Origin of the sequence: Ruegeria sp. HKCCA6837 (assembly GCF_013034475.1) — a bacterium.
Classification (GTDB): domain Bacteria; phylum Pseudomonadota; class Alphaproteobacteria; order Rhodobacterales; family Rhodobacteraceae; genus Ruegeria.
In genome coordinates this window covers 69,520-83,992 of record NZ_WQGD01000010.1, presented here as the reverse complement: position 1 = coordinate 83,992, position 14,473 = coordinate 69,520, and the positions used below count along the sequence as shown (strand labels likewise).

Here is a 14,473-nt window from a genome sequence, read left to right as displayed (position 1 = left end):
CACTATCGGAGTCGTCATCATGGTTGATCTTCCCAGCAAGGCCCGCGTGGTCATAATTGGCGGCGGTGTCATCGGATGTTCTGTTGCCTATCACCTGACCAAAAAGGGCTGGAAGGATGTTGTTCTTCTGGAACGAAAACAGCTAACCAGCGGTACCACATGGCACGCGGCGGGTTTGATCGCACAACTGCGTGCCACTGCGAACATGACCAAGCTGGCGAAATACAGCCAGGAACTTTACGGATCTCTGGAAGAAGAAACCGGCGTTGCCACGGGCTTCAAACGCTGTGGATCAATCACCGTGGCTTTGACCGACGAGCGCAAGGAAGAGATTTACCGTCAGGCGGCCATGGCGCGCGCCTTCGGTGTCGAGGTCGAAGAAATCTCGAACGAACGCGTTCAGGAGCTGTATCCGCATATCAATCTCGATGGCGTCAAAGGGGCCGTTTACCTGCCGCTGGACGGCCAGGGTGATCCCGCCAATATCGCACTGGCGCTGGCCAAAGGTGCACGGCAACGCGGCGCCGTCGTGAAGGAACGGGTTAAAGTCACTGACATCGTCAAGCAGGGCCGTTCTGTCACCGGGGTGGATTGGGTCGCGGATGACGGCAGCGCTTCGGGCCATATCGAATGCGACATGGTGGTGAACTGCGCCGGGATGTGGGGTCATGAGGTTGGCCGCATGGCGGGCACCAACGTGCCGCTTCATGCGTGCGAGCATTTCTATATCGTGACCGAAAATATCGATGGTCTGACCCAACTGCCAGTGCTGCGCGTGCCTGACGAATGCGCGTATTACAAAGAAGATGCAGGTAAAATCCTGCTGGGTGCGTTCGAACCCAACGCAAAACCCTGGGCAATGGACGGCATCCCGGACACGTTCGAATTCGATCAGCTCCCCGAAGATTTCGACCATTTTGAGCCGATCCTCGAAGCTGCGTGTGAGCGGATGCCAATGCTGGCCGAAGCCGGTATCCACACTTTCTTCAACGGCCCGGAATCGTTCACGCCTGACGACGCCTATCATTTGGGTCTTGCGCCCGAGATGGATAATGTATGGGTCGCTGCGGGCTTCAACTCGATCGGTATTCAGTCTGCCGGTGGTGCGGGCATGGCACTGGCCGAGTGGATGGACACGGGTGAGAAACCTTTTGACCTAGGCGACGTAGACGTCAGCCGGATGCAGCCGTTTCAGGGTAACAAAAAGTACCTCTTCGAACGCTCGAAAGAGACGCTGGGGCTGCTCTATGCAGACCACTTCCCCTATCGCCAAAAAGCCACTGCGCGCGGCGTGCGCCGGACGCCGTTCCACCACCACCTTCTGGAACAGGGGGCCGTCATGGGCGAGCTGGCCGGCTGGGAACGCGCCAACTGGTTCGCGAATGAAGGACAGGAACGGGAATACCAGTACAGCTGGAAGCGCCAGAACTGGTTCGAAAACTCGGCTGCTGAACACCGCGCCGTGCGCGAGAATGTCGGCATGTATGACATGTCTTCTTTCGGCAAGATCCGTGTCGAAGGTCCCGATGCCGAGAAGTTCATGAACTATATCGGCGGCGGCGACTACTCGGTACCCAATGGTAAGATCGTCTACACGCAGTTTCTGAACCGCACAGGCGGGATTGAGGCGGACGTCACCGTTACGCGCCTGACCGAAACCGCGTATTTGGTTGTGACCCCCGCTGCGACCCGTCTGGCAGATCAAACATGGATGATGCGCAACTCGGGCAATTTCAATGTGGTGATCACGGATGTCACGGCGAGTGAAGGTGTTCTGGCTGTCATGGGGCCCAACTCGCGTGCACTGCTCGAGAAAGTATCGCCCGACGATTTAACCAACGCGGCCAACCCCTTCGGCACTGCGCAGGAGATTGAGATCGGAATGGGCCTGGCGCGTGCTCATCGCGTCACCTATGTGGGCGAGCTTGGATGGGAGATCTATGTCTCTGCGGACATGGCAGGCCATGTTTTCGAAACCCTCCATGAGGCCGGACAGGATATGGGGCTGAAGCTGTGCGGTATGCACATGATGGACAGCTGCCGGATCGAAAAAGGCTTTCGGCATTTTGGCCATGACATCACCTGCGAGGATCACGTGGTTGATGCGGGCCTGGGCTTTGCGGTCAAGGTCGACAAAGGCAGCGACTTCATCGGACGGGCAGCAGTGATTGCGCGCAAGGAAAGCGGCCCTAAAAATCGGCTGGTGCAGTTCAAGTTGGCTGACGCTGAACCGTTGCTGTTCCACAACGAGCCGATTCTCCGCGATGGCGAATATGTGGGCTACTTGAGTTCAGGCAACTATGGCCACACGTTGGGCGGTGCCATTGGTCTGGGCTATGTCCCGTGCGAAGGCGAAAAGGCTGCGGACGTTCTGGCATCTTCTTACGAGATCGATGTCTGTGGGGTGAAGGTTAAAGCGGAAGCTTCGCTCAAGCCGATGTACGACCCGAAATCAGAGCGTGTGAAAATCTGACATGCGAGAGGGGGGCTCTGCCCCCGCCGCCCGTTCCGGGCGACTCCCCCGAGGTATTTAGGGCCAGATGAATGAAGGATCCCTTGTTCATCTGGCCAAAAAATACCTCGGAGCGCGAGGCAGCGCCTCGCTGCGCCAACATGAGTTTCAACGCGACATCCGAGATCGACCCATCACTATTCGTTATGTGTTACTTCACGGTTTTCAGAGTTTTCAAGCTGATGTGAACTGCCGTAAATGTGTCCGGTATCAACCGGAGATTTGCTGTGGCCGACACGCCCATTCCCTCTCAGAATTCCGACACACCTAAGGGTCTGGCGCTGGCGGTAACCGCATATGTCCTTTGGGGATTTTTGCCGCTCTACTTGAAAGCGCTGGACCATATTGGCCCGGTCGAAGTCGTGGCCCATCGCATCATCTGGTCTGTGCCGGTGGCCGGGTTGTTGTTGGTCATTTTGGGGCGCACTCGCGACCTCAAGGCTGCGCTGGGTAATCCGAAGATGCTGGGAATGGCGGCTTTGACAGCTGCTTTGATTACTGTGAACTGGGCAATTTATGTTTGGGCGATCTCAACCGGTCATGCTTTGGATGCCGCGCTTGGATATTACATCAACCCGCTGTTCAGCATCGCACTTGGCGCGATTTTGCTGCGTGAGCCACTGACACGCATGCAGCTGATTGCCGTGGGTCTGGCCTCATTGGGTGTGTTGGTTCTGGTGTTTGAGGCCGGCCGTTTGCCATGGGCTGCGCTTGGCCTGATGGTGAGTTGGGGGTTCTATGCGTTTTTCAAACGATCCCTGCCAATCGGGCCCAATCAAGGGTTCCTGCTTGAGGTGCTTATCCTTTTGATCCCGGCTTTGGTCTACGTCACATTTCTGGGCGTGCAGGGTACGGGGCATTTTGGCCTGGGACTGTCAGACACCCTATTGCTGTCCTGTGCAGGTGTCGTGACGGCTGTGCCGCTGCTGGTTTATGCAAACGGTGCAAAGCTGGTGCGACTCTCCACGATGGGTATCCTGCAATACATTGCACCAACCATGATTTTCGTGACAGCAATCACTGTGTTTGGCGAAAAGATCGACACCGGTCGGATGATCGCTTTCCCGCTGATCTGGGCGGCGTTGATTGTCTATTCGATCCCGATGATCCGGCAGGCGCGGGCTCAGGCCTGACGCAACAGTTGCGCTGCGGCGTCTGCCCAAAGGGCGTAGGCGTGTGGACTGGGATGATAGCCGTCCGGGGCAGCAAGCGCCGGGTCATCCGGCAGATCGAGTTTCAGATGGCTGACATGGGGGTAGGCTGACACAACCTGCTGCAGCGCTTGATCCAGCCGGGCCGCCTGACGGCCAAGGACCCAGGCCAAAGGATCGGACAAGGCCGGGAACCTGTTCATTTGTGGAACGCCGGTTACGACAATGCGTCGTGCTCCCAGATCGTTGGACAGAGCAGTGATAAGCTGCGTTTGGCGGTGCGCAAATTGTCGGGATGTAACGGCACGGGTTACATCATTGACGCCTAAGGCCGTGACAACTGCGTCGAACTCCCCCTGCAGGCTTTTCAGGCGGTGGAGTGTGTCCAGTGTTGTGTGCCCCGTGGTCGCTTCCAGTTGCCACTCGACCGAATAGTGTTTGGCCAGCCGGTCAACCAACTGCCCAGAAAGAGCCTGCGCTTGGGTTCCGGCCCCAACACCAGCAGCCGAGCTGTCGCCGCAGATGAGCAGGCGCAGGCGTGGTCCGCGACCTGATCTGCCCGTTCGCGGACCAGCCGGTTCAGGCAACATCTGAGCGTTGCGGCGCACAGAAAGACCCTGTGCCGCCAAAACCGGCAGCAGGGGAATGCGCAGGACTTGATCGGCTGCAACCAAACCGCGCATAGTCAGCTCAGGGCGTCTTTGAACTTAAGAAAGCGTGCGTCGGTCATCACGCGCGCCATCATCGCTTCTCGTAACGCACCCACTGTTTTGTAAGGGCGCATCACGACCTCGAAGGTCTGAATCAAGCCTTCGTCGTTCAGCGTGATCAGATCCACCCCGATCCCGTCAAGATCGCCGACCTTGCACTGGAATTCCAACGCCCAGTCTTTTCCTTCGCCCATGATGCGGCGATAGCGGAAGTTTGAAAACACCTGACCGACATGTCCCAGAACGGCGGCCACAGGCGCACGCCCGGTCCAGGTGCTGTAATAGGTCGGGGGCAGGAACTGAACGTCCTCGGCCAACAGCGCGTGGATCAGGGATTCATCGCCTTTGGCTACAACCTCTTGCATTCGTTCGATGGTCGGGTGCATGTCGTTTCCTCCTGTGCCGAAGGTCACTGAACATTGCCCAACAGGCAAGGACGACGTTGCGGGAGGTCACGGGCTGCGATAGGCAGGCCCCCATGAGCGAGACTTATGCCCCCCCTCAAACCCCGCTGGATGTCTTGCACGAAGACGCCCAGTTGATCGTGGTGAACAAACCGTCTGGCCTGCTTTCGGTGCCGGGGCGTGGTGAACACCTGGCCGATTGTCTTTTGACTCGGGTGCAGGCGGCTTTTCCCCAGGCATTGCTGGTGCATCGGTTGGACCGGGATACATCAGGGGTCATGGTTTTTGCCCAAACGCCCCATGCTCAGCGCAATCTGAGCATGCAGTTCGAACAGCGCCAGACCCGCAAAACCTATGTCGCCCGTGTCTGGGGTCGGCTGGAGCCAAAGACCGGCACAGTGGACCTGCCTTTGATTGTGGACTGGCCCAACCGGCCCCGACAAATGGTCTGCCACGACACCGGAAAGCCTGCGCTCACCGATTGGCGCGTCGTAAAACATGAGGGCGACACAACGCGTGTGCGCCTGTTTCCCAAAACCGGTCGGTCTCATCAGTTGCGGGTTCACATGCAGGCGTTGGGTCATCCGATTCTGGGCGACCCGTTTTATGCAACGGGTGCTGCGGCGGATTTCCCAAGATTAATGCTGCATTCGGAAGAACTGCGCATGAAACACCCAGAAGGCGGGGTTTCAATGAAATTTCGTGCCGGGGCCGATTTTTGAAGAATTCGCATCCCAGTTGGCGGCTAATTGCCGATTTCACTGGATTGTTGCTTGAGACCCAACACCCTGGCCGTGATATACTGGGGAAAACCAAACGCACCTGACAAACGGGTGTTTGAGCAGAAGGTGATATCATGACGATTTCCAAGTTTATTCTGGCCACGGGGCTGAGTTCGGTTCTTGTTCTGTCGGCTTGCACAGATCCGGGTACGTTGTCGGTGCAAAGCGATCCGAACCAAAACACCAAGCAAGGCGCCGTTCTGGGCGGTCTTGTCGGGGCGGGCATCGGGGCGATTGCCAACAACTCGAACCCCGGTCTGGGCGCGCTGGCAGGGGCCGCAATTGGCGCTGCTGGTGGCGGTCTGATCGGCAACCAGCTGGACAAACAGGCGGCAGAGCTGCGTCAGCAATTGGCAAATGACGGGATCACCATCGTTAATGCGGGTGACCGGCTGATTGTGACTGTTCCTAACGATATTACCTTTGACACCGACAGTTCGACCGTGCGCCCGGCGCTGCGATCGGATTTGGTGAAAGTGGGTCAAAATCTGGTCAATTACCCCAATTCGAACGTGCAGATCGTCGGTCACACAGACAGCGACGGTGACGCGGGTTACAATCAAGGGCTGTCTGAACGTCGCGCCAATGCGGTTGCGGATGTCCTGCGGGCTAATGGTGTCAGCTATAATCGCATCACAACAATCGGTCAGGGCGAGAACAATCCTGTGGCATCGAACCTGACACCGGAAGGCAAGGCGCAAAACAGGCGGGTTGAAATCGTTGTTGTGCCCAGCGGAAACGCGTAACGCGGATTAAACATTTTGCACGGGGTCGCCTTTGGCGGCCCCGTTTGCGCATTGACTGTGCGTCAAATGGGGTTTGGAACAGATCAAACTCGGGCTAGTTTTCAAAAAGTCACTGAAACGGAGCCTCTCTAGATGTCTCAACCCACTCTCCTTGGTCTGTCCGGGTCCCTGCGTCAGGGTGCCACCAACCGCAAGCTTTTGCGAGAAGCGGCCCGGTTGTTTGATCCGTCCCACTTTGTCGAAGCAGACCTGAACTTGCCCCTTTATGACGGGGATCTGGAAGAGGGTGATGGAATTCCGGCAGCGGTGCAGTCTCTGGCAGATCAAATCGCACAGGCTGACGCGGTAATTATCTCGACGCCGGAGTACAATAAGGGTCCATCTGGCGTTCTGAAGAACGCGCTGGACTGGGTGAGCCGCACTCAGGGTAACCCTTGGGCCGACAAACCGGTTGCGGTCATGTCGGCGGCAGCGGGTCGTGCAGGCGGTGAGCGGGCACAGATGATCCTGCGGTCGTTTATGGTGCCCTTTCAGCCACGCATTCTGCAGGGGCCTGAAATCCATCTGGCGAACAGTTCGAACGAGTTTGACGAGCACGGAAAACTGGCCTCTGACCGCTATGAAAAGTCACTGCACAAACTGATGCAGAAACTCCGGGCCGAGGCTGGTTTTTGAAACTGGCTCGCGTATTGGGCATGGCACGTTCGGGCTGGCTAGCCTCAAACGGTGGTGTTGGGTATACGCGTCCATCTCGTAGAGTGCATCGATTACAATGAGGCGTCGGGTCGGAAATCTTCGGGGATTTCATCCCGGTCTTCCAGCATCAGATCAGCCATGACCTCGGCGATCTTGGGGGCCATGCCAAAACCGATTTTGAAACCTCCATTTGCGATAAACTGACCCTTGTGCAGTGGGTGCGCACCTAACATTGGTGCGCGGCTTTTACTGCGGGGGCGGACACCAGCCCAGCGTTCTATTACCTCGGCCCCGTGCAGCAGCGGCAGGGCGCGCGTGGCGCGGTCGATCACATCGTCCAGAGCGCTGTCTGTGCTGGTCGGATCGTCATACTCCCGTTCCGAGGTTGACCCGATAGCAAGTGTTCCGTCCGCGTGGGGTACGATATGTATAGCATCGGCAAAGAGCTGCGGGACCTCACCCGCGTCAAAGCGCAGCAGGGCAGCTTGCCCTTTGACGCCGTTGCCAACGGTCTTGCCGTAGGCATCGTTGAGCTCTTGTAACCCGGCAAGGCCAGTTGCGTGCACAACCCGTCCTTTGTTTTCCGCATCATTGACAACATGAACGCCCATAACATCAAGGGCGGCCACAAGCGCGGCGCAGGCTCGCCGGGGGTGCATCCGTGCGGTCAGAGTGTCCCGGATGACAAATCCGGTGGGGCTGGGCGGGCACCACGCTCCAGCCTGCGCGGTGGTGATCACGCGCCATTCGGCCTGACCTTGCCAAAGTTTATCTGCCGTACCTTCGCGCTGCCGCGCAAGGTCAAGGCCGCGGGCATCCGAGATGGGTTGAAGGCGACCCAACCGACCATAACCGGGGGAAACGCCGCCGGTTTCTTCGACTTGCCGCCAGAAAGCTTCAGCCATGATCAGGCTTTCGAACTGAAAGGCTTTCTTGGCGTTCCAGTTTTCAGGTACATGTGGGGCCAATGCGCCGACCAGACCACCGCTGGATCCGGCCCCGGGCCCAAACGGATCGACAACTTGCACATTTGCGCCGCGCCGGGCGCAGGTCCAGGCAATGGACAGGCCGAAAACGCCTGCGCCGCGAACTGTAACATCGACCATTGCCAATTCCCTTTTCCTTGTTCAGTGTCGCGCCGCTTAGCTACAGGATTCCCCGATGGCAGACCAGCGTGCCAAATTGACTTGGACCGAGGATCAGATACCGGTCTCGGATCGTTTTGATGATCCCTATTATTCTTTGCAGAACGGGCTGGAAGAAACGCGACACGTGTTTTTGGCTGGCAATGATTTGCCTGCGCGCTTCACACCTGGATTTCACATTGCCGAGCTGGGTTTTGGCACGGGGCTGAATCTGCTGACCGTTTGGTCCGAGTGGGAGAAATCAGGTCAAACCGGACCCTTGCGGTTTACCAGTTTCGAAGCTTTTCCCATGGCCGCGAAAGATATGCAGCGTGCGCTTGAAGCCTTTCCCGAATTGCAAGCGTGGAGCAGTCGGTTTCTGGCGCATTGGAAGGGCCGCGATTGCACGCTTGAAACCCTCGCGTTTGAGCTGATCATCGGAGATGCTCGTGAGACTTTGCCGAAATGGGCCGGAATAGCAGATGCCTGGTTTCTTGACGGGTTTTCGCCCGCGAAGAATCCGGAACTATGGGGTGCAGACCTGATGCAGGAGGTTGCAAACCACACCGTTACAGAGGGGACCGCCGCCACATATACCGCCGCAGGCTTTGTGCGCCGAGGGTTGGAGGATGCCGGGTTCGACATCACCCGCGCGCCCGGCTATGGCCGCAAGCGACATATGACTCGGGCATTCAAAGCATGACACAAAAGAACAACGTTGGCGCAGGCATCGCCTTAATGGTTGGCGCGACAATTGTCTTTGCCCTACAGGACGGAATCTCGCGCCATTTGGCCGGGACCTACAACACCTACATGGTGGTCATGATCCGCTATTGGTTCTTCGCGGCGTTTGTCATAGCGATAGCCGCGCGGTCTGCAGGCGGTTTGAGGGCCGCGACGCAAACAAATCAGTTGGGTCTGCAGATCACCCGGGGTGTGTTGTTGGCCGCAGAGATCTGCGTCGCGGTCTTCGGCTTCACTGTGCTTGGACTGATCGACAGCATGGCCATTTTCATATGTTATCCTTTGCTTGTCGCCGCACTCAGCGGGCCGGTTCTGGGCGAACAAGTCGGATGGCGACGGTGGAGCGCGATTGGAGTGGGGTGTATCGGCGTTCTGATCATTTTGCAGCCCGGCGTTGGGGTTTTTAACCCATGGGCGATCATTCCCCTGATTTCCGCCCTGATGTTTGCGATCTACGCCTTGTTGACGCGTTATGCCGCGCGTCAGGACAGCACAGCCACCAGTTTTTTCTGGACCGGCGTCTCAGGCGCAGTTGCAATGACTCTGGTCGGTATGTGGTTTTGGGAGCCGATGGTCCCCGCCGACTGGGGCTGGATGGCGTTGCTGTGTGTAAGTGGTGCATCCGGGCACTGGTTGCTGATCAAGTGCTACGAGATGGCCGAGGCCAGCGCGGTGCAGCCCTTCGCCTATTTCCATCTGGTCTGGAGCGCGATTCTGGGGATCTCGGTCTTTGGCGAGATGCTGCGCCCCGAAGTTGTCGTAGGCGCAGCAATTGTTGTGGTCGCAGGGCTGTTCACCTTATGGCGCGAACGCCGCCAGAGATGATCCGATCAGCTCCTGCGAGAACGGGATCGGAAGCGCGGGCTGCCCCAATCGGGCCCGGTAAACCGGCAGGCTTTCGGTCACGCGCATCACGTAGTTGCGGGTTTCACTGAACGGAATCGTCTCGATCCAATCGACGATATCTATCTGGCCGGCGCGGGGGTCGCCAAAACGTTCCATCCATGAGATTGGGCGCCTTGGTCCTGCGTTATACCCGGCGGCCATCATCACCACGTTGCCGTTGAAATCAGCGGCCAGTCCAGAAAGGTAGTTGGCCCCCAGCTTGGCGTTGTACTGCCAATCCGTGGTCAATCGGCCGGTTTTGTGGCCACTGAGAATGCCCAGCTCACCTGCGACCAGCTTGGCTGTTGCTGGCATTACCTGCATCAGGCCGCGCGCTCCCGCGCCACTAATGACGACAGGATCAAACTCGCTTTCGCGTCGCGCAATCGCCAGCGTCATTTCCTTGGCCATAGGCAGGCGCATATCGGCCACCGGATGCATCGGGTAATATGCTGCGGGCAAAACAGTGCCTGTGGTCGCTGCCCGCTTGGCGATCATAACCGCCAGGTGCGGCTGTTTCAGCTCAATGACCAAGTCGCCAAGTTGATTGGCCTGTACCGGATCAAGGCTTTCAACCAGATGGGTCAGGAACCTCTCGGACAGGTTCGCCTCTCCGGCCTTCAGCAGCAGCAAGCCTGCTTCCAAAACACTGGAATCGGCAAATTCTGCCTGCCGCCAATGCGGTGCTCGGCGTGGGTTGGCCAGCTCTGTGTCAAACGGCCTTCCTATCTGTTCCGCAGCAAGCAAGCCGTAGAACGAAGTCTGATAGTCGGCCCCTGCGGCATACGCGTCATATGCTTTGTCCGCATCCCCCAACGCAGCATAAGCCCGCCCAAGCCAATAGCCGCCGCGCCCCTTCGAGATTGGGGATCGGACCGCGTCCGAGAAGTTTTGGAAATGCCGTACAGCCGTGGCTGGGTCATTCAGCTTACGCAGCGCCAGAAACCCTGCCAGCCACTCCAGATCTGCATAGCCATAGCCCATTTCAGGTGTCATGTGGTGATTGGCGGCGACGTCGTAAGCTCGTGCCAATCGTCCAGACCGCATCTCAAGCCGTGCCAGACGGCGGCGCCCTTCGGCCCATTTGTCGGGTTCGCCCAAGGCATCCGGGCCAGTCGAACGCGCCAGCATAAGGTCAATGGCACTGTCATCCAGTTCCTTCCTGTCCCGCCAGACAAACCGATCAAAGGCAAGCCCAGGCGCATCCTTTAGCGATTTCGGAACCGCCGCGACTTTGCTGTCCACACCAGGCTGGCGCTTTTGCAAGGCGATCCGCGCCTCTGCCAACTTGCGCTGATCGGCATTGACCAGCGACAGCATTTGGCCGGAACTGACCAGATGACCATCCCACAACATTCGGTCCAAACGTGCGGTGTGATGCGGTTTCAACAGCTTCGCAAAGTTTTCCAGATACGTCTTCTGCAACCCCGAACCCATCGGCATGGTCCGCCACGCGGTGACGATATCCGCTTCGGCGTCTCCGACGCGCCCCTTTGCTTTCAGAGCGATTGCATAGTTCAAAGCACCTTCAGCAGTCTGAGGGGGCATGTCAGAATAAAACTTCAATACCCTGTCAGGATCGGCGCCGGTAAAGACCGGTTCGCTTTTGCGGCGCAACCATGCAAGTCCGGGCCAGTCCGGACGGCGTTCAAGAAACACCAGCACATCGCCCGAGCTGCCGAACCCTTCGCGCAGCCAGTGCCAGACGATGATATCGCGCGATACGGACCCGCGCTGGCCAGACACACGCAGCGCGGCGTTCCAGTCGCCCTTGCGCATTTCATAAAGACCTGCGCGCAAATCACCTGCGGCATCCGCCCGCGCAAGCTGCGGTGCCGTCACTGAATACACAATCACAGCAATCAACAATGCCAGAAAGCGTGTCATCCCTTGCATTTCCCAACCAACCGAGGATAGAGCCTGTGAGGATAAACCGTGCGTCGCCGGGATCAACTCACAAAGCTGGAAACGTGAGGGACCGAGGCGCAAAAACCGCAAATTGCACCTTAAAGGAGCGTGTCATGTTCAAAGGCTCAATGCCAGCCCTCGTCACCCCGTTCAATAACGGCGAGTTGGACCTGAAGACGCTCAAACACCTTGTGGATTGGCAGATCACCGAAGGCTCGACCGGTCTGGTGCCGGTCGGAACCACGGGCGAGAGCCCCACGCTCAGCCATGATGAGCATGAAACGGTGATCGAAGAGGTTGTGAAAACAGCGGCGGGCCGCGTTCCGGTCATCGCCGGGGCCGGATCGAACAATACGGTCGAGGCTATTCGGTTCGTGCAGTTCGCCGAAAAGGTCGGCGCGGACGCAGCGCTGGTCGTCACCCCCTATTACAACAAGCCGACCCAAAACGGCCTGATCGCACATTTTCAGGCTCTGCACGAAGCTGCGAATATTCCGATCATCATCTACAACATTCCCGGACGGTCCGTTGTCGATATGACACCCTCTACAATGGGTGAGTTGTCGAAGCTGCCACGCATCGTTGGAGTCAAAGACGCCACGGGCGATCTGGCCCGTGTCAGCCAACAGCGCGCGACCTGTGGCTCAGATTTCTGCCAGCTTTCCGGTGAAGATGCGACGGCGCTTGGTTTCAATGCTCATGGCGGTGTTGGCTGCATCTCGGTCACCGCAAACGTAGCCCCCAGGCTCTGTGCCGAGTTCCAACAGGCCACACTGACCGGGGACTATGCAAAAGCGCTGGCCTATCAGGACAAGTTGATGCCGCTGCACGAAGCCATCTTTATCGAGCCGGGCCTTGTTGGCGCCAAATACGCACTCAGCAAACTTGGTCTCTGCAGCACCGAGGTCCGTTCACCTTTGACCGAGCTTGAGGACAGCACCAAGGCCGCAATTGAAGCCGCAATGGCACATGCCAGCCTGATCTAAGATGGACCCGAGATGACAAAAGGGCGGCCTCGAAGCACGAGAGCCGCCCTTTTCATTTTACGGGTCCAGACTTCATCTGGCTATAAATACCTCGGGGGAGGCGCGGCTTGCCGCGTCGGGGGCAGAGCCCCCTTTAACGTTTCCCGTAGTATAGCCCTACGACATGTTCTGCTTGCGCAAAGAACAACCAGCGTGACGTCGCCACACCCGCCAGATGCGACGCTACGGCCAGCAACGCGAAGACGTGATTGAATGGTAAAACCAGCAGCAACACCGGCAGCAAAAAGGCCAGAACAAACGAGATGATCCGCAGCTTCTCGGCATGTTTGCGACCGACTACGTGCACAAATTCCCGCAGCAGATAGTTGGTTCCGGTATGCGGTGGTTCAAAGGCGCGGACGGATCCGCGCGCGCCAAGACCAGTCGCGGTGCCCAGATCGGTTCCCGAGGATGTAAACGCCTGATCCCCTTTGCGCCAGTACAAGATCTGTACAAGCGCGGCGATCAGAAGCAGTGGAATAGCAACGCTTGTTTGACCAGCCAGCAATGCACCACCCGCCAAGCTAAAGCTAAGGAACATCACTGGGGTCAGGTTCATGTTCCAGCGCGGGATGGTTTTGAGCTGTGTGTAGATCATCGACGTGGTGAAAACAGTTGCCAGCGAGAACAGCGCACCGATCAAGCCCAAAAGGCTCCACTTCTGATCCAGAAATACCAGACCAAGCGCGTAGAGGCCCATGAAAATCAGGGCCAGAACAGCGCACCAGCCTTCGCGGCTGAGCCAACTGGTCTTCCATTGGGTAAAGGCTTTCCAAGCGCGCTCCGGGTGGCCCAGATGGAACGTTGATGCCATCAGCCCGCCGACAGCCAACGCATAGGCGATGGCAAAGAAGACAAAAGCTATCCAGCCCGAGACGGCTGGAAACCCGAGGCCCAGGAAGACCAACAGGCCAAAACCCAGTCCGGACAAAGTGGTGAAGATAATGACGGAGGGTGCAGGATGCATCAGAGTTTCTCCAGCGTCTTGTCGAGCCAGCCGAGGAAACCTTTGGGTTCTTCAGCGACCGGCGCCAACAGGGGTGCCAATATGTCGATTTGGTCTTCAACCGTATCCTTGGGGCGCGGCGGCAGGTATTTGTTAACGGGTTTGGTGCCCATTTCGGGCATCAGATCCATGCCACCCCGGTCTGCAACCAGCTTGCTGACGTCGCTGTCAGGATCGCCCAGATCGCCAAAGTGCCGAGCACCAGCGGGGCAGGTGCGTACACAAGAAGGGACACGATCCACCTCTGGCAGGTTTTCGTTATAGATTCGGTCAACGCAGAGCGTACATTTTTTCATGACGCCTTCGGCCTGATCCAGCTCGCGCGCGCCGTAAGGGCACGACCAAGCGCAGAGGCCGCAGCCGATGCAGTCGCTTTCGTTCACCAAAACGATGCCGTCTTCAACACGCTTATAGCTGGCACCAGTCGGGCAGACGGTGACGCAGGGCGCATCTTCGCAATGCAGGCACGACTTAGGGAAGTGGATCAACTGAGCGTGACCTTCCGCAGGTTGCACTTCGTACGAATGCACCCGGTTCAGGAACGTGCCCGAGGGGTTGGCGCCATAGGCGTCCTGGTCGGACAGAGGCGCGCCGTAGTTTTCGGTGTTCCAGCCTTTGCACGAGATCACGCAGGCGTGGCAGCCCACGCAGGTGTCCAGGTCAATGACCAGACCCATCTTGCGCTCGGTGGATGTGGGGAGCTGGGTCATGACTGCCTTGCCTCCGCGATTGTTGTGAGGGCGGGCTGGGGCTCAGCCCCAGACCCCGAGGTATTTTGGG

At 58.0% G+C, this 14,473-nt stretch carries 14 protein-coding genes; 8 read left to right on the top strand and 6 right to left on the bottom strand.

The genetic code is table 11. The features are described 5' to 3' along the window. Positions 1 to 19 precede the first annotated feature (19 nt). Both GOV91_RS14665 and rarD read left to right on the top strand, forming a co-directional pair. Positions 20 to 2,473 carry an FAD-dependent oxidoreductase gene (locus GOV91_RS14665; RefSeq protein ID WP_171236058.1) on the top strand — a complete coding sequence of 818 codons (2,454 nt, stop codon included), beginning with the start codon at positions 20 to 22 and terminating at the stop codon, positions 2,471 to 2,473. 266 nt (positions 2,474 to 2,739) lie between these two features. Further along, the gene (gene rarD, locus GOV91_RS14660; protein ID WP_171236057.1) at positions 2,740 to 3,645 is read left to right on the top strand and encodes an EamA family transporter RarD; all 906 of its coding nucleotides are present in this window, start codon (positions 2,740 to 2,742) and stop codon (positions 3,643 to 3,645) included. On the opposite strand, the gene GOV91_RS14655 is transcribed toward rarD, so the two are convergent. Continuing rightward, the gene (locus tag GOV91_RS14655; protein WP_171236056.1) at positions 3,636 to 4,346 is read right to left on the bottom strand and encodes an SGNH/GDSL hydrolase family protein; all 711 of its coding nucleotides are present in this window, start codon (positions 4,344 to 4,346) and stop codon (positions 3,636 to 3,638) included. The two genes, rarD and GOV91_RS14655, sit on opposite strands and share 10 nt — an antisense overlap. Before the next feature lie 2 nt (positions 4,347 to 4,348). Next, positions 4,349 to 4,759 (bottom strand): nuclear transport factor 2 family protein, encoded by a 411-nt coding sequence (locus GOV91_RS14650; RefSeq protein WP_171236055.1) that lies wholly within the window; start codon positions 4,757 to 4,759, stop codon positions 4,349 to 4,351. Positions 4,760 to 4,851: 92 nt separating this feature from the next. Between GOV91_RS14650 and GOV91_RS14645 the strand changes: the two genes are divergently transcribed. The 3 genes from GOV91_RS14645 (at position 4,852) to GOV91_RS14635 (ending at position 6,980) form a co-directional block, all read left to right on the top strand. Continuing rightward, complete coding sequence (locus GOV91_RS14645; RefSeq protein WP_171236054.1) at positions 4,852 to 5,499, top strand: RluA family pseudouridine synthase; 648 nt, start codon at positions 4,852 to 4,854, stop codon at positions 5,497 to 5,499. Between the two features lie 134 nt (positions 5,500 to 5,633). Then, complete coding sequence (locus GOV91_RS14640) at positions 5,634 to 6,305, top strand: OmpA family protein (RefSeq protein WP_171236053.1); 672 nt, start codon at positions 5,634 to 5,636, stop codon at positions 6,303 to 6,305. A 132-nt stretch (positions 6,306 to 6,437) separates the two neighbouring features. Next, on the top strand, positions 6,438 to 6,980 hold the full coding sequence (locus GOV91_RS14635) for an NADPH-dependent FMN reductase (protein ID WP_171236052.1): 543 nt from the start codon (positions 6,438 to 6,440) through the stop codon (positions 6,978 to 6,980). A gap of 92 nt (positions 6,981 to 7,072) precedes the next feature. Here GOV91_RS14635 and GOV91_RS14630 read toward each other — a convergent pair whose 3' ends face one another. Then, a complete protein-coding gene (locus tag GOV91_RS14630) occupies positions 7,073 to 8,107 on the bottom strand; it encodes an FAD-binding oxidoreductase (RefSeq protein ID WP_171236051.1) in 1,035 nt (344 codons plus the stop codon). Positions 8,108 to 8,162: 55 nt separating this feature from the next. Between GOV91_RS14630 and mnmD the strand changes: the two genes are divergently transcribed. Together mnmD and GOV91_RS14620 are read left to right on the top strand one after the other, a co-directional pair. Beyond that, positions 8,163 to 8,828 (top strand): tRNA (5-methylaminomethyl-2-thiouridine)(34)-methyltransferase MnmD, encoded by a 666-nt coding sequence (gene mnmD, locus GOV91_RS14625; RefSeq protein WP_171236050.1) that lies wholly within the window; start codon positions 8,163 to 8,165, stop codon positions 8,826 to 8,828. Beyond that, positions 8,825 to 9,694: a DMT family transporter gene (locus GOV91_RS14620; protein ID WP_171236049.1), complete on the top strand. Its 870-nt coding sequence runs from the start codon at positions 8,825 to 8,827 to the stop codon at positions 9,692 to 9,694. Before mnmD ends, GOV91_RS14620 begins: the two co-directional genes overlap by 4 nt. Here the strand turns inward: GOV91_RS14620 and GOV91_RS14615 are convergent. Next, on the bottom strand, positions 9,668 to 11,641 hold the full coding sequence (locus GOV91_RS14615; protein WP_171236048.1) for a lytic transglycosylase domain-containing protein: 1,974 nt from the start codon (positions 11,639 to 11,641) through the stop codon (positions 9,668 to 9,670). The two genes, GOV91_RS14620 and GOV91_RS14615, sit on opposite strands and share 27 nt — an antisense overlap. 134 nt (positions 11,642 to 11,775) lie before the next feature. Here GOV91_RS14615 and dapA point away from each other — a divergent pair, with 134 nt between their 5' ends. Further along, positions 11,776 to 12,648 (top strand): 4-hydroxy-tetrahydrodipicolinate synthase, encoded by an 873-nt coding sequence (gene dapA / locus GOV91_RS14610; RefSeq protein WP_171180179.1) that lies wholly within the window; start codon positions 11,776 to 11,778, stop codon positions 12,646 to 12,648. 133 nt (positions 12,649 to 12,781) lie between these two features. Here dapA and GOV91_RS14605 read toward each other — a convergent pair whose 3' ends face one another. Continuing rightward, positions 12,782 to 13,654, bottom strand: a complete 873-nt coding sequence (locus tag GOV91_RS14605; RefSeq protein ID WP_171180177.1) for a DmsC/YnfH family molybdoenzyme membrane anchor subunit — start codon at positions 13,652 to 13,654, stop codon at positions 12,782 to 12,784. Next, positions 13,654 to 14,403 (bottom strand): 4Fe-4S dicluster domain-containing protein, encoded by a 750-nt coding sequence (locus GOV91_RS14600; RefSeq protein WP_171180175.1) that lies wholly within the window; start codon positions 14,401 to 14,403, stop codon positions 13,654 to 13,656. Before GOV91_RS14600 ends, GOV91_RS14605 begins: the two co-directional genes overlap by 1 nt. Positions 14,404 to 14,473 lie beyond the last annotated feature (70 nt).

Excerpts from the sequence above, each read along its gene's own strand:
- GOV91_RS14615 (WP_171236048.1), bottom strand. The coding sequence starts at position 11,641 with ATGACACGCTTTCTGGCATTGTTGATTGCTGTGATTGTGTATTCAGTG.
- GOV91_RS14655 (WP_171236056.1), bottom strand. The coding sequence starts at position 4,346 with ATGCGCGGTTTGGTTGCAGCCGATCAAGTCCTGCGCATTCCCCTGCTG.
- GOV91_RS14665 (WP_171236058.1), top strand. The coding sequence starts at position 20 with ATGGTTGATCTTCCCAGCAAGGCCCGCGTGGTCATAATTGGCGGCGGT.
- GOV91_RS14650 (WP_171236055.1), bottom strand. The coding sequence starts at position 4,759 with ATGCACCCGACCATCGAACGAATGCAAGAGGTTGTAGCCAAAGGCGAT.
- GOV91_RS14600 (WP_171180175.1), bottom strand. The coding sequence starts at position 14,403 with ATGACCCAGCTCCCCACATCCACCGAGCGCAAGATGGGTCTGGTCATT.
- mnmD (WP_171236050.1), top strand. The coding sequence starts at position 8,163 with ATGGCAGACCAGCGTGCCAAATTGACTTGGACCGAGGATCAGATACCG.
- GOV91_RS14620 (WP_171236049.1), top strand. The coding sequence starts at position 8,825 with ATGACACAAAAGAACAACGTTGGCGCAGGCATCGCCTTAATGGTTGGC.
- GOV91_RS14645 (WP_171236054.1), top strand. The coding sequence starts at position 4,852 with ATGAGCGAGACTTATGCCCCCCCTCAAACCCCGCTGGATGTCTTGCAC.
- GOV91_RS14640 (WP_171236053.1), top strand. The coding sequence starts at position 5,634 with ATGACGATTTCCAAGTTTATTCTGGCCACGGGGCTGAGTTCGGTTCTT.
- GOV91_RS14630 (WP_171236051.1), bottom strand. The coding sequence starts at position 8,107 with ATGGTCGATGTTACAGTTCGCGGCGCAGGCGTTTTCGGCCTGTCCATT.
- GOV91_RS14635 (WP_171236052.1), top strand. The coding sequence starts at position 6,438 with ATGTCTCAACCCACTCTCCTTGGTCTGTCCGGGTCCCTGCGTCAGGGT.
- dapA (WP_171180179.1), top strand. The coding sequence starts at position 11,776 with ATGTTCAAAGGCTCAATGCCAGCCCTCGTCACCCCGTTCAATAACGGC.
- GOV91_RS14605 (WP_171180177.1), bottom strand. The coding sequence starts at position 13,654 with ATGCATCCTGCACCCTCCGTCATTATCTTCACCACTTTGTCCGGACTG.